At 60.9% G+C, this 23,263-nt stretch carries 23 protein-coding genes; 4 read left to right on the top strand and 19 right to left on the bottom strand.

Going from position 1 to position 23,263, the window contains the following annotated elements; genetic code table 11:
• Positions 1-12: 12 nt before the first annotated feature.
• The 3 genes from E3U23_RS05965 to E3U23_RS05975 form a co-directional block, all read right to left on the bottom strand.
• Complete coding sequence (locus tag E3U23_RS05965; RefSeq protein WP_347710012.1) at positions 13-2,376, bottom strand: putative bifunctional diguanylate cyclase/phosphodiesterase; 2,364 nt, start codon at positions 2,374-2,376, stop codon at positions 13-15.
• A gap of 86 nt (positions 2,377-2,462) precedes the next feature.
• Positions 2,463-4,286: a glutamine--fructose-6-phosphate transaminase (isomerizing) gene (gene glmS / locus E3U23_RS05970; protein ID WP_279350314.1), complete on the bottom strand. Its 1,824-nt coding sequence runs from the start codon at positions 4,284-4,286 to the stop codon at positions 2,463-2,465.
• Between the two features lie 65 nt (positions 4,287-4,351).
• Positions 4,352-5,257, bottom strand: coding sequence for a DMT family transporter (locus tag E3U23_RS05975; RefSeq protein ID WP_279350315.1), 906 nt, complete (start codon positions 5,255-5,257; stop codon positions 4,352-4,354).
• Positions 5,258-5,447: 190 nt separating this feature from the next.
• On the opposite strand from E3U23_RS05975, the gene E3U23_RS05980 reads away from it, so the two are divergent.
• Entirely contained in the window at positions 5,448-6,977 is a 1,530-nt protein-coding gene (locus E3U23_RS05980; protein ID WP_279350316.1) for a CpaF family protein, read from the top strand.
• 4 nt (positions 6,978-6,981) lie between these two features.
• Here E3U23_RS05980 and E3U23_RS05985 read toward each other — a convergent pair whose 3' ends face one another.
• The gene (locus E3U23_RS05985; protein ID WP_279350317.1) at positions 6,982-7,218 is read right to left on the bottom strand and encodes a hypothetical protein; all 237 of its coding nucleotides are present in this window, start codon (positions 7,216-7,218) and stop codon (positions 6,982-6,984) included.
• Between the two features lie 122 nt (positions 7,219-7,340).
• Here E3U23_RS05985 and E3U23_RS05990 point away from each other — a divergent pair, with 122 nt between their 5' ends.
• Positions 7,341-7,469 (top strand): hypothetical protein, encoded by a 129-nt coding sequence (locus E3U23_RS05990; protein WP_279350318.1) that lies wholly within the window; start codon positions 7,341-7,343, stop codon positions 7,467-7,469.
• 54 nt (positions 7,470-7,523) lie between these two features.
• Here E3U23_RS05990 and E3U23_RS05995 read toward each other — a convergent pair whose 3' ends face one another.
• From E3U23_RS05995 to E3U23_RS06045, 11 genes are all read right to left on the bottom strand, one after another.
• A complete protein-coding gene (locus E3U23_RS05995; RefSeq protein WP_279350319.1) occupies positions 7,524-8,120 on the bottom strand; it encodes a DUF938 domain-containing protein in 597 nt (198 codons plus the stop codon).
• Positions 8,117-8,578, bottom strand: coding sequence for an ABA4-like family protein (locus E3U23_RS06000; RefSeq protein WP_279350320.1), 462 nt, complete (start codon positions 8,576-8,578; stop codon positions 8,117-8,119). Before E3U23_RS06000 ends, E3U23_RS05995 begins: the two co-directional genes overlap by 4 nt.
• A gap of 4 nt (positions 8,579-8,582) precedes the next feature.
• The gene (locus tag E3U23_RS06005) at positions 8,583-9,284 is read right to left on the bottom strand and encodes an NAD(P)H-binding protein (RefSeq protein WP_279350321.1); all 702 of its coding nucleotides are present in this window, start codon (positions 9,282-9,284) and stop codon (positions 8,583-8,585) included.
• Positions 9,277-10,437, bottom strand: a complete 1,161-nt coding sequence (locus E3U23_RS06010) for a deoxyguanosinetriphosphate triphosphohydrolase (RefSeq protein WP_279350322.1) — start codon at positions 10,435-10,437, stop codon at positions 9,277-9,279. Before E3U23_RS06010 ends, E3U23_RS06005 begins: the two co-directional genes overlap by 8 nt.
• Before the next feature lie 159 nt (positions 10,438-10,596).
• The gene (locus E3U23_RS06015) at positions 10,597-11,307 is read right to left on the bottom strand and encodes an aspartate/glutamate racemase family protein (RefSeq protein ID WP_279350323.1); all 711 of its coding nucleotides are present in this window, start codon (positions 11,305-11,307) and stop codon (positions 10,597-10,599) included.
• Positions 11,308-11,427: 120 nt separating this feature from the next.
• Positions 11,428-11,757 (bottom strand): hypothetical protein, encoded by a 330-nt coding sequence (locus E3U23_RS06020; protein ID WP_279350324.1) that lies wholly within the window; start codon positions 11,755-11,757, stop codon positions 11,428-11,430.
• The gene (locus E3U23_RS06025; protein ID WP_279350325.1) at positions 11,757-13,238 is read right to left on the bottom strand and encodes an NAD(P)(+) transhydrogenase (Re/Si-specific) subunit beta; all 1,482 of its coding nucleotides are present in this window, start codon (positions 13,236-13,238) and stop codon (positions 11,757-11,759) included. The genes E3U23_RS06020 and E3U23_RS06025 overlap by 1 nt, the downstream gene beginning before the upstream one ends.
• A 107-nt stretch (positions 13,239-13,345) precedes the next feature.
• On the bottom strand, positions 13,346-13,630 hold the full coding sequence (locus E3U23_RS06030; protein WP_160615547.1) for an NAD(P) transhydrogenase subunit alpha: 285 nt from the start codon (positions 13,628-13,630) through the stop codon (positions 13,346-13,348).
• Positions 13,631-13,773: 143 nt separating this feature from the next.
• Positions 13,774-14,361 carry a fasciclin domain-containing protein gene (locus E3U23_RS06035; RefSeq protein WP_279350326.1) on the bottom strand — a complete coding sequence of 196 codons (588 nt, stop codon included), beginning with the start codon at positions 14,359-14,361 and terminating at the stop codon, positions 13,774-13,776.
• Between the two features lie 70 nt (positions 14,362-14,431).
• A complete protein-coding gene (locus E3U23_RS06040; protein ID WP_279350327.1) occupies positions 14,432-15,562 on the bottom strand; it encodes an NAD(P) transhydrogenase subunit alpha in 1,131 nt (376 codons plus the stop codon).
• A 7-nt stretch (positions 15,563-15,569) separates the two neighbouring features.
• Positions 15,570-15,695 carry an aa3-type cytochrome c oxidase subunit IV gene (locus E3U23_RS06045; protein WP_279350328.1) on the bottom strand — a complete coding sequence of 42 codons (126 nt, stop codon included), beginning with the start codon at positions 15,693-15,695 and terminating at the stop codon, positions 15,570-15,572.
• Between the two features lie 192 nt (positions 15,696-15,887).
• Between E3U23_RS06045 and E3U23_RS06050 the strand changes: the two genes are divergently transcribed.
• Both E3U23_RS06050 and E3U23_RS06055 read left to right on the top strand, forming a co-directional pair.
• On the top strand, positions 15,888-17,306 hold the full coding sequence (locus tag E3U23_RS06050; protein WP_279350329.1) for a sigma-54-dependent transcriptional regulator: 1,419 nt from the start codon (positions 15,888-15,890) through the stop codon (positions 17,304-17,306).
• Positions 17,307-17,378: 72 nt separating this feature from the next.
• Positions 17,379-17,894 carry a hemerythrin domain-containing protein gene (locus E3U23_RS06055; protein WP_279350330.1) on the top strand — a complete coding sequence of 172 codons (516 nt, stop codon included), beginning with the start codon at positions 17,379-17,381 and terminating at the stop codon, positions 17,892-17,894.
• 33 nt (positions 17,895-17,927) lie between these two features.
• On the opposite strand, the gene folP is transcribed toward E3U23_RS06055, so the two are convergent.
• From folP to E3U23_RS06075, 4 genes are all read right to left on the bottom strand, one after another.
• Positions 17,928-19,040 (bottom strand): dihydropteroate synthase, encoded by a 1,113-nt coding sequence (folP, locus tag E3U23_RS06060; RefSeq protein WP_279350784.1) that lies wholly within the window; start codon positions 19,038-19,040, stop codon positions 17,928-17,930.
• A 124-nt stretch (positions 19,041-19,164) separates the two neighbouring features.
• Positions 19,165-21,468: a M10 family metallopeptidase C-terminal domain-containing protein gene (locus E3U23_RS06065; RefSeq protein WP_279350331.1), complete on the bottom strand. Its 2,304-nt coding sequence runs from the start codon at positions 21,466-21,468 to the stop codon at positions 19,165-19,167.
• Positions 21,469-21,489: 21 nt separating this feature from the next.
• Positions 21,490-21,909 carry a hypothetical protein gene (locus E3U23_RS06070; protein ID WP_279350332.1) on the bottom strand — a complete coding sequence of 140 codons (420 nt, stop codon included), beginning with the start codon at positions 21,907-21,909 and terminating at the stop codon, positions 21,490-21,492.
• 211 nt (positions 21,910-22,120) lie between these two features.
• Positions 22,121-23,245, bottom strand: coding sequence for a site-specific DNA-methyltransferase (locus E3U23_RS06075; protein ID WP_279350333.1), 1,125 nt, complete (start codon positions 23,243-23,245; stop codon positions 22,121-22,123).
• Between the last annotated feature and the right edge of the window lie 18 nt (positions 23,246-23,263).

A 23,263-nucleotide genomic window follows, 5' to 3' on the forward strand; every position in this document is an offset into this window, starting at 1 on the left:
AGGCACTCATTATTAGGCTCTTCTGCGTCTCGACGCTCGCGCCTGTGCGAAGAGACGATGCACATCTTCGACCGGCATCGGGCGGCCGAAGTGAAAGCCCTGGATTTTGGTGCAACCCAGACGCCGGATCATTGCCGCTTCTTCTTCGTTCTCAACACCTTCCGCAGTGGTCGTCATGCCGAGGCTGTCGGCCATGGCGACGACGGCGCGGATGATCGCCAAGCTTTCCGGGCTGTCCTGCGCGGCCCCCTGGACAAAGAGGCGATCGACCTTGATCGTGGTGAACTTCAATTTGCGCAGATAGCCGAGCGAAGAATATCCGGTCCCGAAATCGTCGAGTGCGACTGAACAGCCAAGTGCCATGCACTGTTCCAAAGCTTTGCGCGCCACATCCGCATCGCGCATGAAGATGCTTTCGGTCACTTCGATCTCTAGCCGATGCGCTTCGAGTCCGCTGTGGGACAGGGCTCGCACGACGGTTGCTGCGAAATCCGGTTCGAGCAACTGCTCGGGTGAGACATTGATATTGACCTTCACCCCTTTAGGCCAATTGGTCGCAGCTTCGCGGCAAGCTTCCTGCATTACCCATGTGCCGATGGGTACGATCAACCGGGTTTCCTCTGCTATCGGGATGAACTTGCCTGGGCTTACGAAGCCGTGCTCCTTGCTGTTCCAGCGAACCAGCGCCTCGAAACTGACAAGTGTTTCATCGTTGGCGTCGACAACCGGCTGATAATGCAAGACAAGTTCGTTGCGGTCGAGCGCCGTTCGAAGGGAGAATTCGAGTTGCCTTCTTTCTTCCGCATTGGCGTGAAGCGAAGGATTGTACTCCCGATAGAGATCGCCGCCCTCGTCCTTGGCCCTGTATAGAGCCAGATCGGCATTACGAAGAAGGGTCTCAACCGTGGTACCGTCGCGAGGTCCGATTGCCGAACCAACGCAAGCTCCGACATACAGTATGTGATTGTCGATCTTATAGGGCGTGGAGAGGGCGGCAATTATCGTTTTCGCCAGCGTTTCGATCTGTTTCCTGTTCGAGACGTCGCGAATGACGACGGCGAACTCGTCGCCGCCCAATCGACCGCAAGTCTCACCGTCCCCCATCAGGCTGCTGAGACGGGCAGCAACCTCGCCCAGCATGCGGTCTCCAACGGGGTGCCCCAATGAATCGTTCACGGCCTTGAAGCGATCGAGGTCGATAATCAGCAAGGCGCAGCGCGTCTTCCATTGCTGGGCGTAATCGAGCGCGTCGCCCAACGCTTCGGTAAGCATCATGCGGTTCGGCAGTTGCGTCAGCGTGTCGTAGCGCGCGAGATAAGCGATCTTGTCGTTGCTCTCGCGTTGCTTCGTGACGTCCGACCCAACGCCGCGATAGCCTTGGAACACACCGTTATCGTCGATGATGGGCGTACCGGAAAGCTCCCACCACCGCGTCTCGCCTTCGACGAAGCCCTGCACGATAAGTTCGGAAAAACTCTCTTTGGATTTCAAACGCTCGGCCAGTTCGTGAAGGCTGCGCGGAAATTCACCGTTCTTCCACCCGTCTCCCGAAATCAATTGGAGGAACGATTGACCCTCGATGTCGGCAGCATCCTTGCCGACGGCGAACGCAAAACGCGGACTAACCGAACACAAGCGGCGGCGGACATCGGTTTGCCACAGCCAGTCGGCCTTGCCCTCTTCGAACTCGCGAAGCAGCATCGAAACGGTTTCCGACTTTTCCTGGATCTTGATCTGGGAAAGCCGTGCAAGAAGACCGGACCGCGCGTTTTCAAGCGCGCCCAGCACTGCGATTATTCCCATCGATACGATGGTCAATGCGAGGGGGATTTGAAAGGTGGCAACCGCCGCGATCAGGCTGCCGACCGACATCGCAATGGTAAAACAGATGGAATTGAGCGGTACAGAATACGCGCTGACGACGTTTGCGAGAATGAGTATCGCACAAACGGACCAGACCTGCGCAGCCAGATCGGGTCGGGGCGAAACCGCCGCCAATGTCAAACCGATAGCCCAAACTGCGCCCTTGAGCCCACATGCCATGGCATGCCGCCGCATTTCGCTGACAGGTACAGGGCGGCCATCGGCGTCAGACAATTGATCATCGAACCGCTTCGCGATCAAGGTCGCCAACGCGAGAGCGATCCCCCACCCCAGTATCGAAGCCAGACCTACGGCTTTGACACACAGACCGAAGACTAGGAGAAATCCGAAAGCGTTTATAGCGAGCCTGATTTTCGTCCGCTGCGGTACGACAGCATAGCGCGGTCCATGAATACCCGCCCAATCGGCTCCTTCGATAGGCTCCAGCCCGAGGATCTGCTTGACAGCCAGGGAGGCGACCATCGTCGCGAAGTTGGGGGTCGTTTCGCTCACCCCCGAACTGCTAACTCCGAAAGGTTATTGGGCTGTAAATCCAATCGCCATTTTCGACATCAAATCAGACGTATATCGAGCAGGGATTATTCGACGGTCACAGATTTCGCCAGATTTCGCGGCTGGTCGACATCGGTGCCTTTGACGCAGGCAACGTGATAGGCGAGCAATTGCACCGGTATGGCATAGACCAGCGGCGCAATCAGCGGATGCACTTCGGGCATTTCGATCGTTGCGAGGCAACCCTCGCCCGCCTCTGCCAAGCCCTTCGCATCCGAGATCAGGACGATCTGCCCACCCCGGGCGCGCACCTCTTCCATGTTCGACACGGTCTTTTCGAACAGCGGGCCCGACGGTGCAATGACGATCACCGGAACCTCGTCGTCGATAAGGGCAATCGGACCGTGCTTCATCTCGCCACTCGCATAGCCCTCCGCATGAATGTAGCTGATTTCCTTAAGCTTCAACGCGCCTTCCATGGCGAGCGGGAAATCCTGACCCCGTCCGATATACAAGACGTCGCGCGCCGGCGCGATAAGCGGGGCCATCGCCGCGATGTCCTCATCGTGGTCCAGCGCTGCGTTCAAACATGCAGGAGCCTGCAACAGGTGCTCGACGACCTTCTGCTCCTCCTCCCGGCCCATCAGCCCCTTCTTCACCGCCATATGTGCGGCGAGCGCAGCAAGCACCGCAAGCTGGCAGGTAAACGCCTTGGTGCTGGCGACGCCGATCTCCGGCCCGGCGTGGGTCGGCAGCAGCAGGTCCGCCTCGCGTGCCATGGAGGATGTGGGCACGTTGACCACCGCGCCGATCGTCTGTCCGTTTTCCTTGCAATGGCGCAGCGCCGCAAGCGTATCCGCCGTCTCGCCGCTCTGCGAAATGAACAACGACAGGCCGCCCTCTTCCAAAACGGGCTCCCGGTAGCGGAATTCGCTCGCAACATCGATATCGACCGGTACGCGTGCGAATTGCTCGAACCAGTATTTCGCGACGAGACCCGCGTAATAGGATGTACCGCAGGCGACGATCGTAACTCGGCGGATGCTGGAAATGTCGAAGTCGAATTGGGGCAACGCTACCGAATTGTCGGCCTGCCGGACGTAGGAACCCAGCGTTTGCGCGACCACGGTCGGCTGCTCGAAAATCTCCTTCTGCATGAAGTGGCGATAATTGCCCTTCTCGACCGCGGCGGCGGAAGCACCGGATGTGGTGACTTCGCGCTCCACCTTCTGGCCCGCTTCGTCGTAAATTACCGTGCCGTCCCGGCGCACCACCGTCCAGTCGCCCTCTTCGAGATAGGTGATCTGCTGGGTGAGTGGTGCCAAAGCCAGCGCGTCCGAACCGATATACGTCTCGTCGTCGCCCCACCCGATTACAAGCGGGGAACCGCGGCGGGCGCCGATCAGGAAATCGGGATAATCGCGAAAGGCGATCGCCAGCGCGAACGCACCGCGCAGGCGGGGCAGAACGGTCTGAACGGCGTCGGTCGGCTCAGCCCCGTTCTCGACCTCGCGCGAGATTAAATGCGCGACCACTTCGCTATCCGTATCGCTTTCCAGCGTCCGCCCGTCGACCGAAAGCTCGGCACGAAGTTCCTTATAGTTCTCGATGATGCCGTTGTGGACGAGCGCGAGATGGTCGGTCGCGTGGGGATGCGCGTTCTTCGCGATCGGCGCGCCGTGCGTGGCCCACCGGGTATGCGCGATCCCGATGGCACCCGGTGCGGGATGCGCGGCGAGTTCCTCGACCAGATTGGCAAGTTTGCCTTCCGCCCGGCGCCGGACGAGATCGCCGTCATGAATTGTGCAGATGCCCGCGCTATCGTATCCGCGATATTCCATGCGCTTCAGGCCGTCGACCAGCCGGTCCGCCACGCCGCGATTGCCGACTATCCCGATGATTCCGCACATGTCATTCGCTCCGATTGGATGGTTCGCCGGATGTAACGCAATGCGCTTACCGGTCAATTACCGGCTCAGCTCGGCGCGCGTGCCGACTGCAGCTTGCGCCGGTTGTCGCGCCACAGATAGAGCCCTGCGCCGATGATTACGAGCGCCCCGATGAGCGTCATCAGGTCGGGCGTGTCACCGAACCACCACCATCCGAGCGTGCCGGCGACCAGCAGCTGCACATAGGTCATCGGGGCGATAGTAGCCGCATTGGCTTTGGTGGTGGCGAGATAGACGAGGTAATGGGCCGTGCTCGCGGTGATGGCGACGACGGCGCACCGCAGCGCTACGCTCGGCGTAGGCCAGCCAATCTGCAAGCTCTCCACCCCCGTAGCATTCCCTATCAGCGCGGCGATCGTGATGATCGGCGCGGCGCACACTGCCATGAAGACCTGCATCGAAAGCGCGCTGCCCTGATTGGCCGAGGCGCGATTGGCAATTACCAGCAACGACATGAACAACGCCGACCCCAAGGGCAGGAATGCGGCGATTCCGAGCGCGAGGAAATTCGGGCGCAGGACGATAAGAACGCCGACGAAGGCGATGGCAGATGCAATGAAGGTGGCGGGTCGCACCTTTTCCTTCAGTAACGGTCCGCTCAGCAAGGCCGTGAGGATCGGGGCTACGAAGACCAGGGCGGTCGCTTCTGCCAGCGGCATGATGAAAACGGCGGAGAAGAAGCCGATCGTCGCCATCGACAGACAGAACCCCCGCGCCAGTTGCAGCCAGGGATTGCTTGGCTTGAAAGCCGCCGGTCCCTGCGTCGTCGCCAGCAAGGCCGACAAGCCGATCGCGCCGAACGTGAAACGCAGCGCCGCCACGGCCAGGGGTGACCATTCGCCCGCCATCGTCTTGATGACTGCGTCGCCGGTGCTGAGCAGTGCGAATCCACATAGCGCGAGCAGGATGCCGCTCCCTTCGTTTTCGCGCATTTTGATATTCGCCTCCTGACAGGCGCCTGCGGCTAGGCGCTATTCGCCGTGCTGGCTAGGGCCCGCTTCCGTTAGGACAAAATCAAGGTTTCCAACTTATTCACCACGCTCGGAAACGCGGCTTTCCTGCCTTCTGCGGCAGGGCTCGCCGCACGATACGAAAGCCTAGACCTGCAGGGGTACGAGTGGAATGAGCGCATTCGGACGGAAGAACGGACCCGGAAGTCGTCCGCAATTCGGCATTGCGAAACCGATGCGCGGCGGCGGAGGCTCGTCTTTCGCACAGGACGACGGCTCTTCCGACGATCACGGCGGCGGCGAGCAATTCCCACCCCTCCCCGATAGCGATACGCCCAAGCCTTCCAGCTCAAAAAAGCCCACCTCCAGCAGCGAGGCAATGGCGCGCCTGTCGGAAAGGATGAACGCGACACATTCCGGCGAGAGCGAGACCGGCGGGTTCGAAGCGAGCATCCACAAGATCAAGGAGCAGGTGCTCCCCCGCCTGCTCGAACGCGTCGATCCAGAAGCGGCGGCAACGCTGACCAAGGAGGAGCTGTCCGAAGAATTCCGCCCGATCATCATGGAAGTGCTGGCCGAACTGAAGGTCACGCTGAACCGGCGCGAGCAGTTCGCACTGGAAAAGGTGCTGGTCGACGAATTGCTCGGCTTCGGTCCGCTGGAAGAACTGCTGAACGATCCTGACGTGTCGGACATCATGGTCAATGGACCTGACCAGACCTATATCGAAAAGAAGGGCAAGCTGGTCATCGCGCCCATTCGCTTCCGTGACGAACAGCACCTGTTCCAGATCGCGCAGCGGATCGTGAACCAGGTCGGCCGCCGCGTTGACCAGACCACCCCCTTGGCCGACGCCCGCCTGAAAGACGGCAGCCGCGTCAACGTGATCGTCCCGCCCCTGTCGCTGCGCGGCACCGCGATCTCGATCCGTAAGTTTTCCGAGAAACCGATCACGCTCGACATGCTTATGGGCTTCGGTTCGATGAGCGAGAAGATGTGCACCGCGCTGAAGATCGCCGGCGCGTGCCGCATGAACATCGTCATTTCCGGCGGTACGGGTTCGGGCAAGACGACCATGCTCAATGCCCTGTCGAAGATGATCGACCCGGGCGAGCGCGTGCTGACGATCGAGGACGCCGCCGAACTTCGCCTGCAGCAGCCGCACTGGCTGCCGCTGGAAACCCGTCCGCCGAACCTCGAAGGTCAAGGCGCCATCACCATCGGCGATCTCGTAAAGAATGCCCTGCGTATGCGCCCCGACCGTATCATTCTGGGCGAAATTCGCGGTGCGGAATGTTTCGATCTTCTCGCCGCCATGAACACGGGCCACGACGGTTCGATGTGTACGCTTCACGCCAACAGTCCACGCGAATGCCTTGGCCGTATGGAAAACATGATTCTGATGGGCGACATCAAAATTCCGAAGGAAGCCATCAGCCGCCAGATCGCGGAATCGGTCGACCTAATCGTACAGGTCAAGCGTCTGCGCGACGGGTCACGCCGCACTACCAACATCACCGAGGTGATCGGTATGGAAGGCGACGTGATTGTGACGCAGGAACTGTTCAAGTTCGAGTATCTGGACGAAAGCGACGACGGTAAGATCCTTGGCGAATACCGTTCGTCCGGCCTGCGCCCATACACGCTCGAAAAGGCGCGCCAGTTCGGTTTCGACCAGGCCTATCTGGAAGCCTGCCTTTAAGTAATCAACCGGCAAGAAGCGGCGGGATCGCAGCCACGAGCAACCCGCCGCCGATCACCGCGAATGCCAGGAAAATGCCAGTCCACGGTACCCAGCCCACGTGATCGATCCGCGTGCGCCGATTGCGGCGGTGCTCCATCACCAAGGCTGCGAGCGCGATCAGAACCGCACCCAGCCCCCATAGTGCTAGGATCGCGGCATCGCTTGCAAACAGCAGGAAGTCCGGCTCGGCCCATTGCATCGCGCGGATATGGCGCAAACGCTTTTGCGTTCAACAGGTGGGCGACGCGGGAACTGCGTTTTCGAATACACGTTTATCAGTCCGGAACGCTCAATCACGAGCATTCGGGAAGGTAATAGAACATGGCCAAGAAATTTCTCCTCGCGCTCGGCATCACGACGATGGCTCTCACCGCGACTGCCTGCAACACGGTGCGCGGCGCAGGTGAAGATCTCGAATCCGCCGCGGATACCGTCGACAACGAAATCTAAGCCGCGATCTTTCGAACAAAGGCCCGCCCCTAACGGCGGGCCTTTTTCGTTGGACTATGCACTTCGGCGGTAAATCAGCATGATGTTGTTTGCCGGCATCTCGTACCGTGCCGATCTGCGGAAACCGTTCGCGCGCGCCAGTCGGTCCATCGCGCTTACCTCGCGCAGACCCCACGCACTATCGCGGGCTTTCAGTGAAGCGTCGAATGCGAGGTTGGACGGGGCGGTTTCGACATCCTGTTCGATATACGGTCCATACAGGATCAAGGGTCGGTCATTCGCCAGCAAACGGCCTGCGCCGCGCAGCAAGCCTTCGGTCGCACTCCACGGACTGATATGTACCATGTTGATACATAGGATAGCATCGCAGTGATCGATCGGCCACGTCGGTGCGCTGGCGTCGATCGCAATAGGCGGGAGCAGGTTTGCGGGCCCCGCATCTTCGCGCCAGGCTTCTATCGATGCGAGACCGTCCGCATCCCTGTCGCTCGGCTGCCAATCGAGGTGGGGGAAGCCTCGCGCCATGAACACCGCATGTTCGCCTGTCCCACTCGCGATCTCAAGGACGAGACCGCTTTGGGGCAACTCGTGCGCCAAAACCTCGGAGATGGGTTCCGCATTCCGCGCTGCGGCAGGGGCATGCCGCTTCACGACCACCGCCCTGCGGCGCGAGCGCGCCGTTCCCGCATGAGAAGCCAGACGAACAGTCCGAGCGGCCCCGCCATGAAGGTCGCGAGCAGGATCGGTGCCTGCACCCAGCGCGAAAAGCCCTTCGCATCGGCATCGCGCGCGATCCACACGCCAATGAAGAGGTCGAAGGCAAGGTAATGCACCCACCCGGTCGTAACCCCGCCTTCCGACCGGAACAGATCGGCGATTCCCGACAAGCTGAAATCGCCGAAATTCGCCGCGCCGGCCCCAGCCTCGCGGACCGGATCGAACACTCCGGAAACGAGACCTACCAAGAGAACGACATAGGTCAGGCAGAGCAGCCCTACGCCGCAGTAGAGCACCAGCGCCATAGCGAACGGTTTACGCGGCAACAGGATGAGGATTGCCCACATCGCCAGGGCAAGCAGGTTGGCGATATTGAAAACTGTGTCCCACATCGTCTCATTCTACTCCCAGTTGCGGCAGGCTGCGCGCGGCACGGAGTATGGCATCGTTGTCGTGAACGAACCGGCCGCGCGCCGGTCGCTTCGCGAGCGCTAAAGCAGCCTTTGCGACCGTATCGGCGGGTATCGCGCGGTATTGCCTGTACTTGCCATGCAGGAGCAGATTCGTGACCGGCGCAGCGACCTGCGCCAGCCGTTCGCCCAATCTGCGATCCGCATCACGCGCGCCCAGCAATAATCCCGGGCGCAGGATATCGAGCCGCGGGAACCGGATACGGGTCAGTTCGCGCTCGACCTCGCCCTTCACCTTCAGATAGAAATGCTTCGACGCGGCATCCGCACCGACCGAACTGACGGCTACAAAACGCTCTACGCCGTTAACCTTGGCCGCCTTGGCTACATCCAGAACCAGTCGCTCGTCCACTTCTCGGAACGCGTCTTCTTCCTCACCCGCCTTCTTCCACGTCGTGCCGAGCGCACAGATGACGGCCGAGGGTCGCAAGGCCTCGATCACCTCGTGCCATTTGTCGGGTTCGGCGACGAACAGTTCCATACGGATACCGGGCGGCAGGGCTGTTTCGCGACGTGCGATGGCAGACAGACGCACGTCTTCCCGCCCCACGCAATTCGCCATCACCTGCCCGCCGACGAGGCCAGTGGCCCCGACGAGGGTGATGCCGAGGGGCGCGTGGTCAGACATTCGAAAGGCCTTCGGGTATGCGTCCATAAATACGGGCATACTGGTCGATGGCGAAGCGGTCGGTCATTCCGGCGATGAAGTCGGCGATATGGCGGCTGCGTTGCGGATCGTTTGACGGCAAATTGGCCAGCCAGGCATCGGGTAGAAGCGAGGCGTCCTGACTGAAGGCCGCGTAGAGGCGGGCCATGACGTCCCGCGCGCGTTCCGCCGTCGCGATCTGTTCGGGGTGATAGTATAGGCGGTCGTACATGAAGCGTTTCAGGCGCCGCTCCTCAATCGCAACGCCCTCGCTGAACCCGCCGATCTGCTTGCCCGCCTCGCGAACGGCATCGGCGCTTTCATATCCCGCGGCCGCTTGCTGCGTCTGCGCGATGACATCGTTGACCATCCGCCCGATCTGCGTGCGAACGAGTTCGCGCAGATGCTGGTCGCGCGAGGCGTTGGGAAAGCGCCGTTCGACCGCGCGAAACTGATCGGCGACGAAATCCAGTTCGAGGAGATCGTCGAGCTCTAGGAACCCTGCGCGCAGGCCATCGTCGATGTCGTGATTGTCGTACGCGATGTCATCCGCGATCGCAGCGATCTGCGCTTCAAGCGATGGCCATAGGCCGAGTTCCAAGGGGAATGCCCGGTCGATCTCGGCAAGCGCCCAATTTGGTGCGCCGACCGGGCCATTATGCTTGGCCATCCCTTCCAGCGTTTCCCAAGTGAGATTGAGACCCTGCCGATCGCAATAGGGGTTCTCGATGCGGGCCAGCGTGCGAATTCCCTGCGCGTTGTGATCGTATCCACCTGCCTGCATCATCGCATGGCCAAGAGCCGCCTCCCCTGCATGGCCGAAGGGTGGATGCCCGATATCGTGCGCTAAACACAGCGCCTCGGTCAGGTCTTCGTCCAGACCGAGCGCACGCGCGATCACACGACCGATCTGTGCAACCTCGAGGCTGTGAGTCAGGCGGGTGCGGTAGTGATCGCCGTCCGGGGCGATGAACACCTGCGTTTTGGAACGAAGGCGCCGGAAGGCGATGGAATGAATGATCCGGTCCCGGTCGCGCTGGAATTCGGTGCGCGGCCCGCGCGTGCCGTCCCGCTGTTCGGGAAACTCCCTGCCCCGCGAGTTGACGGGATCCGCGGCGTAAGGCGCTCTTTCCATGCCCGGCCCGCCCTATGCGAGCGAGGCAGGCCGAACAACGTGAACGAAAGGCGAACTTGTTGCTTTTGCGGGCAAAAGAAAGTGGTGCAGACATTCAAAGGAATGCTCACAAACAGCGTGACCGTTCAGATGATGTCGATCACCGTGGATTGCATTCCGTTAGGTTGGTAACCCTTCTTTGCGACCTAAAATCCAGTCACAAATCGCATTGCAGTGTATCTCCGTAGAATCGAAAACCGGCAAAACGTTCGCACGCGTGTCGACGACGAGCTCCAGTTCGGTGCTCGCCAACACGATGGCGTTGGCGCCCGCCTTGTCCTTTCCGGTCACGATCGTCTTCAGGGCGCGCTCCGCACTGCGCGTGACACGGCCGAAAATCAGTTCCTTGTAGATGATGCCGTCCACCATCTCGACATCGTTCATGTCCGGCGGAAGCAGGGATACGCCGTGCGAAACCAGGCGCTGGCGATAGAAACCGCCCGTCATCACCTCGCGCGTTCCGAGCAGGGCGGCATTCTCGACACCCTTGCTTGAAAGATGCGTACCGACGGCGTCGGCGATATGCAGTACGGGGATGTCGACCGCCGCGGCAACTTCGTCGTACTGGCGATGCATCAGGTTCGATGCCATCGCCAGCCCTTCGGCGCCGCTACGTTCCAGCCCGCGGGCCGCATCGATCAGCGTGCCGGAAATCCGGTCCCAATCGTCGTCCTGCTTGGCTTCGTGGATCGGCGCATAATCGAGGCTCTCGATCAGCATCGGCGCACTGGCGACCGCTTGGCCGAGATGCTGCACACGCCGATTGATCTTCTCGTAATAGGCGCGCGTGGATATCCAGCTGATACCGCCGATCAAACCCAGTTTGCGCACCTGCCCCGTTTCCTCCTGTCTGACGCCGCAATCATCGCGCCACTATCGCCAACGAAGCCTAGGTGGGGGAGTTCCGATTTTGCGTCAATACCGGCCCGGCTCGCGTGGGCTGAAGGCCAGCTATCGCGCTTCGTCGGCGAGGCCGGTGGCGCACAGAGCAGCGGACGAGGCCGTCACGCCGATGACTTCCGTATCGCCGACCCGGCGGACACGCGCGACATAGTCCGAAAGGCTGACAGGGTCTTCGGCTTCTCCCGGCCGCGCCTTCACGCGTTCCAGCTTCTTCAACTGGTCAATAGTCAAACGGTCTACCATCCGTTCGGCCATGCAACCGGCATGGCGTTGCGATAGTCCGGCATCGACCAGCGCCGTCCGCACGCGTCCTTCGGCGATCTGCTGGGCGCAGCCGCTTGCCAGCAACACGATCAAAGGGAGAATAATTACACGCATCAATCCAACGCCTTTACTATTTCTTCGACCATTTTCTTGGCATCGGACAGCAGCATCATGGTCTGGTCCATATAGAAAACATCGTTGTCGACCCCGGCATAGCCCACGCCGCCCATCGAACGCTTGATGAAGAACACCTGCTTGGCCTTGTCGACATCGAATACGGGCATGCCGTAGATGGGCGATGACTTGTCGGTCTTGGCCGCCGGGTTCACCACGTCGTTCGCGCCGATGATAAAGGCCACGTCGGCCTGCGCGAATTCGCTGTTGATATCCTCAAGCTCAAAGACGTTCTCGTAAGGCACCTGCGCTTCGGCGAGCAGCACGTTCATGTGCCCCGGCATGCGCCCGGCGACGGGGTGGATGGCGTATTTCACCTCCACGCCTTTCTCTTCCAGAAGATCGGCCATTTCGCGCAAGGCGTGCTGCGCCTGCGCCACCGCCATGCCATAGCCGGGGATGATAATGACCTTTTCCGCCTGCTCAAGCATGAAGGCCGCATCGGCGGCGCTGCCCTGCTTGTAGGGGCGCTGCTCCTTCGTCTCGCCGCCGCCAGCGCTGGCATCCGCACCGAAACCGCCCGCGATCACGCTGATGAAGCTGCGGTTCATCGCGCGGCACATGATGTAGCTCAGTATCGCCCCCGAGGAGCCGACCAGCGCACCGGTAATGATCATCGCCGTATTGCCGAGCGTGAAGCCCATCGCCGCTGCCGCCCAGCCCGAATAGCTGTTCAGCATCGACACAACGACCGGCATGTCCGCCCCGCCGATGGGGATAATGAGCAAGAAACCGATGACAAAGGCTGCGATGGTCAGCGCGACGATCAGCGGCAGCGTCTGATCAGGTCCCGCCATCGCGAACAGTGCGGTCAACACGATGATCACGGCGAGCGTGCCGAGGTTGATCAGGTGCCGCACGGGTAGGAGGATCGGCGATCCGCTCATCTTCCCACTGAGTTTCAGGAAGGCGATGACCGAGCCGCTGAATGTGATAGCCCCGATGGCGATGCCGAGCCCCATCTCGACCTTGCTGACCGGCGAAATCGAATTGCTAGCTCCTGAAATAACGGTCCCATCGTACAGCTCTGCTGAGAAGCGGAGACTACTCTCGAGCAGGCCGAACGCGCCCGGATTAAGATAGGCCGCCCAGCCGACCAGCACAGCGGCAAGGCCGACCAGCGAGTGGAAGGCCGCAACCAGCTCGGGCATGGCTGTCATCGCAATGCGGCGGGCGATCACGAGGCCGATTGCGCCGCCGACTGCGATCGCGATCAGAATTTCGACGATATTGGCGATGTCGTGGGTCGCCAGCGTCGTCACTACGGCGATCAGCATGCCGATCATGCCGAACCGGTTGCCGGCTTGGCTCGTCGCGGGCGAGGAAAGGCCGCGCAGCGCAAGGATGAAGAACACGCCCGAGACGAGATAGGCGAGCGCCACCCACGGGTTCACCGCTTGGTGTTCAATAGCCTGCATCATGTCACACAGTAGAAGGTTTGACCCCGGTGGCGGATTATTTGTGCACTCAAGGGCCCAAACTGGCGAAGAGCTCACAAAGGCAGGGATAGTCAGGAGAAGGCGACGCATCACTTCTTCTCCTTCTTCTTGTACATCGCGAGCATGCGCGCCGTCACCGCGAACCCGCCGAAGATGTTGATGCTCGCTAGCACGATGCCGAGCAGCCCCAGCCACTTCGCGCCGGGCACATCCGCCGCGGCCGCCGCGATCAGCGCGCCGACGATGATCACGCTGGAGATCGCATTGGTCACCGCCATCAGGGGCGTGTGCAGCGCGGGCGTGACCGACCAGACCACGTAATAGCCGACGAAACATGCCAGCACGAAGATCGACAGGATGCTGATGAAGTCCACGGCCACTCCCCTCTTCCGAACGACTGACTTATTACAATCGTCACGCCCCCTGTCGAGCGAAGACGTGTGGACACAAAAAAGGGCCGCCTGCGGGAATGGTGATGCAGACGGCCCCGAACGACACCGGGGAAGGTGTGGCGCCGTTACAGAGTGGGTGTCAGAACCCCGTTGACGACATGGATCACGCCGTTCGACTGCATGACGTCGGCCTGAGTGACGAAGGCGGAACTGCCGCCCTTGCCCATCAGCATGACGTTCCCGTTCTCGATCATGAAGGTAAGGTCTTCGCCTTCGACGGTCTTGATCATCGCGCGCCCGTTACCGGCCTCGATACGCGACATGAGATCGGCAGCCGTAATGCGGCCCGGCACGACATGATAGGTCAGCAGCTTTTGCAGCTTGGCGCGGTTCTGATCCATCATCAGCGAGTTGCGCATCGCTTCGGGAACGCGGGCGAAAGCCGCATCGGTCGGTGCGAAAACGGTGAACGGGCCCGGGCCCATCAGCGTATCGACCAGACCGGCTTGCTTGACGGCGGCCACCAGCGTCGTGTGAACCGGCGAATTCATCGCGTTCTCGACGATATTCTTGGACGGATACATGGCCGCCCCATCGACATAGGCGATCTGTTCATCGCCCATAGCCATGTCGTCATTCATCGTCATGCAGCCGGCGGTGGTGAAGCTGAACGCCGCAATTGCGGAAATCGTGAAAAGGTTTGGCTTGCGCATCGAAGAGTCTCCTGTGGGTCAGGAGAAGCTACCCGGATCGGCCACAATCGGATGCAGCCGCTGCGCTCGTTTATGCGGCCTGAGGAATAAGCCGCTCGTTCACGACCTTGCCGCCCTGCGTCAGCCGCACGGCGTTTCCGATTTCCTCGTCGAGAACCGGTTTGCCCTCATCCTTGTCCCAGAAGGCGGAAAGGAAATTGTAGAGGTTGCGCGCGAACAGCGCGCTCGCATCCGCCGCCAGGTGCCCGGCTGTGTTCGAATAGCCGACGATCTTCACCCCGTGCCGCAACACCGTCTCGTCCGGTTGCGATCCTTCGACATTGCCGCCTTGCGCGACGGCCAGATCGAACACCACGCTGCCCGGCTTCATCGTCGCGATCTGTGCGTCCGAAATCAGTTTCGGCGCGGGCCGTCCGGGGATCAGCGCGGTGGTGACGACAATGTCCTGCTTGGCGATATGCGCGCTCACGAGGTCGGCCTGGGCCTTGCGATATTCCTCGCTCATTTCGGTCGCATAGCCGCCGGAGCCTTCGCCCTCGATCCCCGCGACCTCTTCTACGAAGACCGGCTTGGCGCCGAGCGACTGGATCTGCTCTTTCGTCGCGCTGCGGACGTCGGTGGCCGATACTTGCGCACCCAGACGCTTGGCCGTCGCAATCGCCTGCAGTCCGGCAACGCCGACGCCCATGATGAACACCCGCGCGGCCTGCACCGTACCGGCTGCGGTCATCATCATCGGGAACGCGCGTCCGTATTCGTTCGCCGCAGTCAGCACCGCCTTGTATCCGGCGAGGTTGGACTGACTGGAGAGCACATCCATGCTCTGCGCACGTGTTATGCGCGGCATGAATTCCATCGCCAGCGCTTCGAGGCCAGCATCCGCATAGGCATCGATCTGCGCGCGGTTCCGGAACGGATCGAAGGTCGCCGCGACCCATGCCCCGTCCTTCGCCGCCGTCAGAGCGGTCGGATCGGGCGCCTGAACGCCCAGCACGATGTCCGCCTCTGCGAGTACGGACGCAGCCGACCCGACTTCGGCCCCAGCCTCCCGAAACGCTTCGTCGGATATCGCGGCGCCCGCTCCCGCACCCCGTTCGACGGCAACGGTCGCGCCGAGCGCGATGAACTTCTTCGCCGTTTCGGGCGTCAGGGCGACCCGGTTTTCACCGGATGCGGTTTCCTTCAGCGCCGCGATCCGCACCGGCGGCTCAGCTTGCGATGATGATAACGACGATCGCCGCGATGGCTACGATCAACGGGACCGACCACTTCAGCATTCCGATGAAGCTGCCATAAGTGCGGGCATGTGCTTTCCGGTCGTTCGCGGATTCCATTGCGCGTAAATTCCTCAGGTTGAATTTGTCTGGTCCGCATTCCTAAAGCGGGCGCTCCTTGCGGGCAAGAGGACAGCAGCTTTTGATGAACAACCCCAATAATCGCGCTTAAGCCGCTTTTAACGTGTGCCGCGTAAGTTCTCGCTCGATCGGGGACCTTCTTTGCTTCCCGAAACAGGGAGTATTCGAATTATGGCCGAGAGCGAAGAGCGTCTTTTGATGCTGATCGATGACGAGCCGGCGCAGAGCCGTCTCGTTTGCGCTCTCGCAGCACGCGAAGGCTGGCGCGCCGTGGTGTTCGACGATTGCAAGACGGCGCTCGCCGCGCTCACCTCGGACGAAGGCAATGCCTATGCGGCCGTTCTGCTCGATCAATGGGTGCCGGGGGACAAGGCGTGTGATTTCATTCGCGAGGTGAAATCGGAACGTCCGGGTCTACCCCTATTAATGCTGACCGCCAGCACCTCGCCGCTGCTCGCCGTCGAGGCGATGCGCGCCGGTGCGACCGATTACTTGATGAAGCCCGTTGCGCCCGAACGCCTGCTCAAGGCGCTCCGCAATGCGACGCGCGTGCAGGCACCGCAGGACGAATTGCAGCCGCTTGCCGAAAAACTGAGCGAGAAACTCGATTTCGATGCGATGGTGGGCACGGCCGCACCGTTCCGCACGGCGCTTGCCAAGGCGGCGACCGCGGCACGTAGCCACGGGCACGTGCTGGTGGAAGGCGAGCCCGGCACGGGCAAGGAAATGCTGATGCGCGCGATGCACGCATCGAGTACCCGTTCGAAAACCTGCGACAAGCTCGTCAATTGCGGATCGATGCAAGCGAATTCTTTGGATTCGCTGCTATTCGGGCACGAGAAAGGCGCTTTCGCCGGTGCTTTCGACCGGCAGGATGGCCTGTTGCAAGCCTGCGACGGCGGCACGCTCATGCTCGACGAGATTGATCGGCTGAACCTCAAATCGCAGGAGCGGCTTGCTGCGGCTCTTTCGACAGGCATCGTCCGTCCCACCGGCGCGGACCACGGGTTCAAAGTGGACGTACGCGTCTTCGCGGCATCTGACCTTCCGCTCGATCAATTGGTCGAGGACGGCGAGTTCAGCGCAGATCTCTACAATGTGCTCAAAGCGACGCGGATCACGCTGCCTCCCCTTCGCGAGCGCTTGGGCGACATCCCCGCCCTGACCCGCTATTTCCTTTCGCGGTTCAAGGAACGTCCCGGACTTTCGCACCATTCAATCGCCGACAGCGCGCTGACCCTGCTCGAAGCCTACGACTGGCCGGGCAATGTCCGCCAGTTGCAGGCGGTCCTGTTCCGCGCGGTGCTGTTCTGCGACAAGGAAGCGCTGACGGCGGACAGCTTCCCGCAGCTATCCAATCTGCTCGGCGACAATCCGGCGCGCGGCGAAAGCAAAGCGCGCGGCGTAGGCGTCCTGCTGTATACTGACGACGGCAATTTGCGTCCGCTCGAGGAAATCGAAGCCGACGTGATCCGGCTCGCCATCGGCCATTATCGCGGTCGCATGACCGAAGTCGCGCGGCGGCTCGGGATCGGCCGCTCGACCCTCTATCGGAAGCTTTCCGAACTCGGGATCGACAACGCCGCCTGACGCTATCGGCGTGGCGGCGGAACCGCCCGCGCCCGTGTTCCGTTGTCCTGAAAACAGGAAAAGGAACATCTCATGGATATCGTCGACGCCATTCTTCACGACCACGGCGAACAGCGCCGCCTCTTCGCCGCTCTGGATGAAGCAGGCGAAGACAAGGATTCGCTAGGCAAGATCTTCAACCGCCTGAAAAATCACTTGGAATCTCACGCGCAGGCGGAAGAGCAATATTTCTATCCCGCGCTTCTCAAGAAGGGCGAAGGCGCGGCCGATTCCGAAAGCGCCGAGGAAACCACCGAAGACGCGATCGGCGATCACAACGAAATCGCCGAAGCCCTAGAAGAAGCCGCCGAGCTGGAAGTCGGCTCCGACGAATGGTGGGAGAAGGTCGACCTCGCCAATTGCCGAAACAGCGCGCACCTTTCCGAAGAAGAGCGACAGGGCATGCCCGATTTCCGCCGCCACGTGTCATCGGATGAACGCCGCAAGCTTGGCATCAAGTATCTCGCGTTCCAGATGGAACACGATGCGCATTACGAGCGCGAGAAAAAGGATGTCGACGAATATATCGAGGAAAATCAGGCGGCCTGACCTCTAATTCGATTTCGCCCGCTTGGGAATGTCTCAGGCGGGCAGATCGGAAAAATCGGTAAGCGCCTGATCGCGCAAACCCCGCCACACATTGCGCGCCTGAACGGTCTCGCGGACATCATGCACACGTAGGATCTGCGCGCCGGCGTTCATGCCTGCAATCGCCAGAGCCAGGCTGCCTCCCAGACGGTCGTCTGCGGGTGCTTCGTTGTCGAGTGCCCCCACAACGCGTTTGCGGCTCGCACCAAGCAAAAGCGGATGGCCGAGAGCATGGAACATGGGCAGAGTGTTTATGAGCGAAAGACTGTCTGAGAGAGACTTCCCGAAGCCGATGCCGGGATCGAGGATGATGTTGCGCGCTTCGATCCCCGCAGCCAGTGCTGCGTCCCTTCGCGCCCGCAGGATATCGAATACCTCGAACATCGCATCGCCATGGCCTCCCCCATCGTGGAGGTTATCCCCTGAGTTCGGCGTGTGCATAATCACCACGGGACACTCTGCCTTCGCCACCACCTCGGCACTACGCGGGTCGTGCGTCAGACCGCTTACGTCGTTGACGAGATGCGCGCCTGCATCGAGTGCTGCCTCCATCACGGACGCCTTTCGCGTGTCCACGCTGACTGCCGCGCCCATTGCCGCGCACGCTTCGATTGCCGGGACGACTCTCTCGATCTCGTCGCCTTCCCAGACTGCCTTCGCGCCGGGTCGCGTGCTTTCGCCGCCGACGTCCAGGATGGCCGCCCCCGCCTCTACCATCGCTGCAGCATGGGCGCGCCCCGCTTCACGATCGTCAAGGAACCGGCCGCCATCACTGAAGCTGTCCGGCGTGACGTTGAGAATACCCATGACCTGCGGTTGATCGAGCCGCACGGTCCGTGGTCCCAATTCCAGCGGCGGATGGGCCAAGGTAAGATTGGCCCATTGCGCTTCCGCCTCTGCGCCCACCGTATCGGGCAGCTGACCCAATACCTCAGCCATTTTATCGGGTGACGCAAGCCAGCGTTCTTGCGTCCTTCCTTCGCGACGAAGGATTACTGCGAACCGGCTTGCATACATCATGCCCCCTGCGAGGCGGACCGCGTTACCGTGTTCAGCTTGCGGACCAGGCGCGAAGCCAATGGGGCGAATATATATTTGCAACGATATCCCCACGGTTATCTTGGAATCTGTAGGATGCACATCCCGATGGCAGATGCGGAAAGGGCCTCGACTAAATCGAAGCCCTTCCCGTTAGCCTATGCGTTCAAACAGGAACGCGATGCATCATCGATCAGTACATCACAACGTCGCTCAACAATTCAAGCGGCATCGTGTTTCCGGCATAGAAGGAGTGTGCCGCGGAAAGCTGGCTCGCCTCGCTCGCCGCTTCGAACGCAGCAGCAGGAGGAGGTCCGCCAAGCATTTCTTCGGCGGTAACACCTTCGAAGATAGCCATCAGGTTTCCATCTACAAACATCTCGGCGCCGGCTGCGGAATTGCTGAAGGTGACGGAGTTCGGGTTGCCCGAGAATTCGATCGAATCTTCATCCACGTTGAAATCGGTGACCCGATCGACGCCGGCGCGGAAGTTGTCGTTCTCGAAGAAGAACACGTCCGAACCCGATCCTCCGGTCAGAATGTCGTTCCCGTTACCGCCACGAAGCAGGTCGTTGCCGCGATCGCCATTCAAGGTATCGCCGCCGTTGCCGCCGATCAGTTCATCGTCGCCGCGTCCGCCGAACAGCGTATCGCTGCCATTGGCCCCATCGAGGACATCGTTACCGGCGTTGCCGAGCAATACGTCGCTCTTGCCACGACCCAGAATACGATCATCTCCGGCGTTTCCGGCAATCACGTTCTCCACACCCGCGATGCCGCGGATGGTATCGTCACCAGACGTGCCCGAGATCGCCAGGGGCATCTCTTCGCCGTCGATGATGAGCGTCGTCGAACTGGGGGAGTTGCGGAAGTCTGCGCCAGCCAAAGCTGCTGCCGCATCCGTGCCCGCGACGGTCGCGATCTCGATACCATCGAACGAGATAACCGTATCTTCCCCGACCTGCTCGAACACCACGCGCGCACCGGCAACATTGGTTAGGCGGATGGTATCGTCGGAAGTGAAATCGGCAATCAAATCCGATCCGTCCCCGGCGAAGTCGCCGTCGAGGACAAACACGTCTGCACCCGCACCGCCGAATAGCCCGTCGCTACCGCCATTACCGGTCAGCGTGTTCTCGGCATCGTTACCGACGAGGAGATCATCGCCGCTTCCGCCGATCGCGTTTTCGATAATGGCACCGTAAGCGATGCCTACATTATCGGTCAGAGCGCCAATCCCGGGATTGGCCGCGAGGAATGCAATATTCCCATCGTATGTCGCACGCGCGATTGGCGGCAGGCCCGCGGCTGCGCGGTTAGCATTCGTTTCTTCGAACGTCGGCGCGGAATCGATCGTGACGCCGCCGATGCTCGACAACGCACCTTCACGCAGATCGATGATCTGGTTGGTGTCGTAACCCGATGCGTCGATCGTATCTTCACCAGCGGCGTCCCAGATCGCCATGATCGGTGCCGGGGTCGCATCGAAATCGTACGAATCACGGCCTGCATTGCTGTTGAAACCGTACGTCGTATCGCCGGTACGGGTCGTCATGTCCGCGCCGTACATCGCCTGAATGGCAGCGATATCGTGAACCAGCGGCACGCCGGAATAGGCGGTGGTCGACAGGTGGAAATCGAAGTGCTGCCCACCGGAGAAGTTGGCGTTGAAATAGGACATCACGGTGTAGGCACGCGTGTCCTGGTAATATTCCGCGTTGTTCGGATACGTGATCGAAACGCCCGGAGCAGCGTTATACGCGCCAGGGTGAGACAGTCCTAGCGAATGGCCGACCTCATGGGTTAGCGTCTGCAGGCCGTAGCGACCTTCATCCAGCTGGAAGTTGCTGGCCTGACTTGCAGAAATCCAGACGTCTCCGGCAATCGGCTGGATTTGCGCATTGATGTCCGGATCAGACGTGAGATTTGCGAATGGGAGGCGGGCGTAAGCCTGCGTCTGCGGTGCGCTCGCCAAGTTGCCGAAATTGATATCCGCGTTGTCCGCATCCGTTTCGACAAAAGAAATCGCCGCAACGTCGTCCCAGCTCTGTACGGCTTCGCGAGCCGCCGCGCGCTGTGCATCAGTGAAGGATGCAAAGTTGAAATATTCCGAGAACCCGTAACCGTCATCGCCGATAAAATAGACATAACCGTTATCGACCAGCTCGGCCTGCGACTCGAAGAAGCCGAACGTGATCGTCGTGGGATCATCGTCGCCCCGCTGGGGAGCCGGGTCCGGGCCATCGATCCAGCTGGCGCCGGTCCGATTCAGGTGTGCAGCGATTTGCTCGACCGACCAGATCGGCTTGCCATTCGGCGCTACCGTTCCGGCAAGCGGATCGACAGACGCCGAGAGGCTGTCGGATGGAATAACGTATGGTCCGACCAGATCGGTCGATCCCTCGCGCGTTTCAGGATCACCCTGACAAACGCTGCATTGACAATCGAATGCATCGGTGTGCTGGATTTCGATGTCATTAAGAATAATACGTTCCATATGAATTCCCTTCCCTAAGAATTACGGTAATTTTCGAACTCCGGCGATGCCTGCGCGCCAAGGCAGGATCTCGTCCAGCGAAGCATTGATGGCGGATTTGATGCCCGCCTCGTCAGAAAGCGAGGCGACCCGCGGCATTGCGCCGAACAGGACATCGGAACCCGGCGCCGATGGGCGATAGGGCCGCATCGTCAGGATTGCGCGGTCGCCGCCCTCGATCGCACCATGAACCAGGATTGTCAGCTTGCTTTGCGAAAGCACGGCCGGATCGCCCAGCGCTATAGTGCTTACAGCCAGCTCCGTGCCCTGCCCCGCCGCAGCCGCAACCCGGTCGCACAGCTGGTTTCTAATGCTGTCATCCGCGGGAACGCCGTCTGCCTGAACCAGACAAAGGATTTGTATTCCGTCGATCCCCTGAAAAGCCTGCGGCACGCTCGTCATGGATTGCTCCCCAATCGATGTTGGAGGTGATTGCCGTTCGGCCGCCGTGGGTGCGCAACCGGCAGAAGCCAGACAAAGCACCCCGAGCGTGGTGGCACACTTTCGAACGATAAGAGAAATGATCGACCCACTCCCTAGCAACCAAAAAGGTCGCTTGAGTCGTTCATAGCAATAAAATCGTAACCATTACAAGTGAGGCGTTACGCGGGTTTCAGTCTTCGGCCGCGAGCAAATAGATTTGCCGCGCAGAATCGATCGGCCTTGCCTCGCCGCCCGCTTCGTAATGCCAGAAGGTCCAGCCGTTGCAGCTTGGTGCGCCTTGCAATTCCTTGCCGAGGCCGTGGATCGACCCAGCTTGCTTGCCATAAGCGAGCGACCCGTCCGCCCGCACGGTCGCTTCCCAGCGGCGCTTCTTGTCGAACAGCACCGTACCGGGCGGGATCAAGCCGTTCTCGACCAGGGCGCCGAACGCAACCTTGGGCGCTGCGCGGCCCGCCTGCATCGTCGTCAGCGCGCTTTCATCGAGCGGAAGTTCCTTGGCGATCCGCTTCCGTGCGGCATCACGGTAGCCATCCTCGCGCTCGCAGCCGATCCATTCGCGGCCCAATCGCGTGGCGACCGCGCCCGTCGTACCGGTGCCGAAGAACGGGTCGAGCACCACGTCGCCTCGCTCGGTCGTCGCCAGCAGCACGCGGTAAAGCAAGGCTTCGGGCTTCTGGGTAGGGTGGACCTTGTGGCCGCCCTCCTTCAGCCGCTCCCCGCCGGCGCAGATCGGCAGCACCCAGTCGCTACGCATCTGGAGTTCGTCGTTGAGCGTCTTCATCGCGCGGTAGTTGAAAAGGTATTTCGCTTTCTCACCCTGGCTGCACCAGAGCAGCGTTTCGTGCGCATTGGTGAAGCGGGTGCCGCGAAAGTTCGGCATCGGATTGGTCTTGCGCCAGACGATATCGTTAAGGATCCAGAAGCCGAGATCCTGCAGGATCGCACCGACACGGTAGATATTGTGATAGCTGCCGATGACCCACAGCCCGCCATCGGGTTTGAGGACGCGCTTTGCCTCGGTCACCCAGGCGCGGGTGAAGGTGTCATAGGCGGCGAAGCTGTCGAACCGGTCCCAAGCGTCGGTCACGGCATCGACATGGCTGCCGTCGGGCCGGTTGAGATCGCCGCCAAGCTGAAGATTGTAAGGCGGGTCGGCGAAGACGAGATCTACCGAAGCATCCGGCAAGCTCCGCATCGCTTCGACGCAGTCGCCCGGCAGTATCCGACCGAGCGGCAGCTCGACCGCGCTCTCCCGCGCTTTCGCGCCGATTTTCGTGGCCTCAAGGACCCCCATCGCATTTCCCCGTCTTCA

This window comes from Erythrobacter litoralis (assembly GCF_029760855.1).
GTDB lineage: Bacteria > Pseudomonadota > Alphaproteobacteria > Sphingomonadales > Sphingomonadaceae > Qipengyuania > Qipengyuania litoralis_A.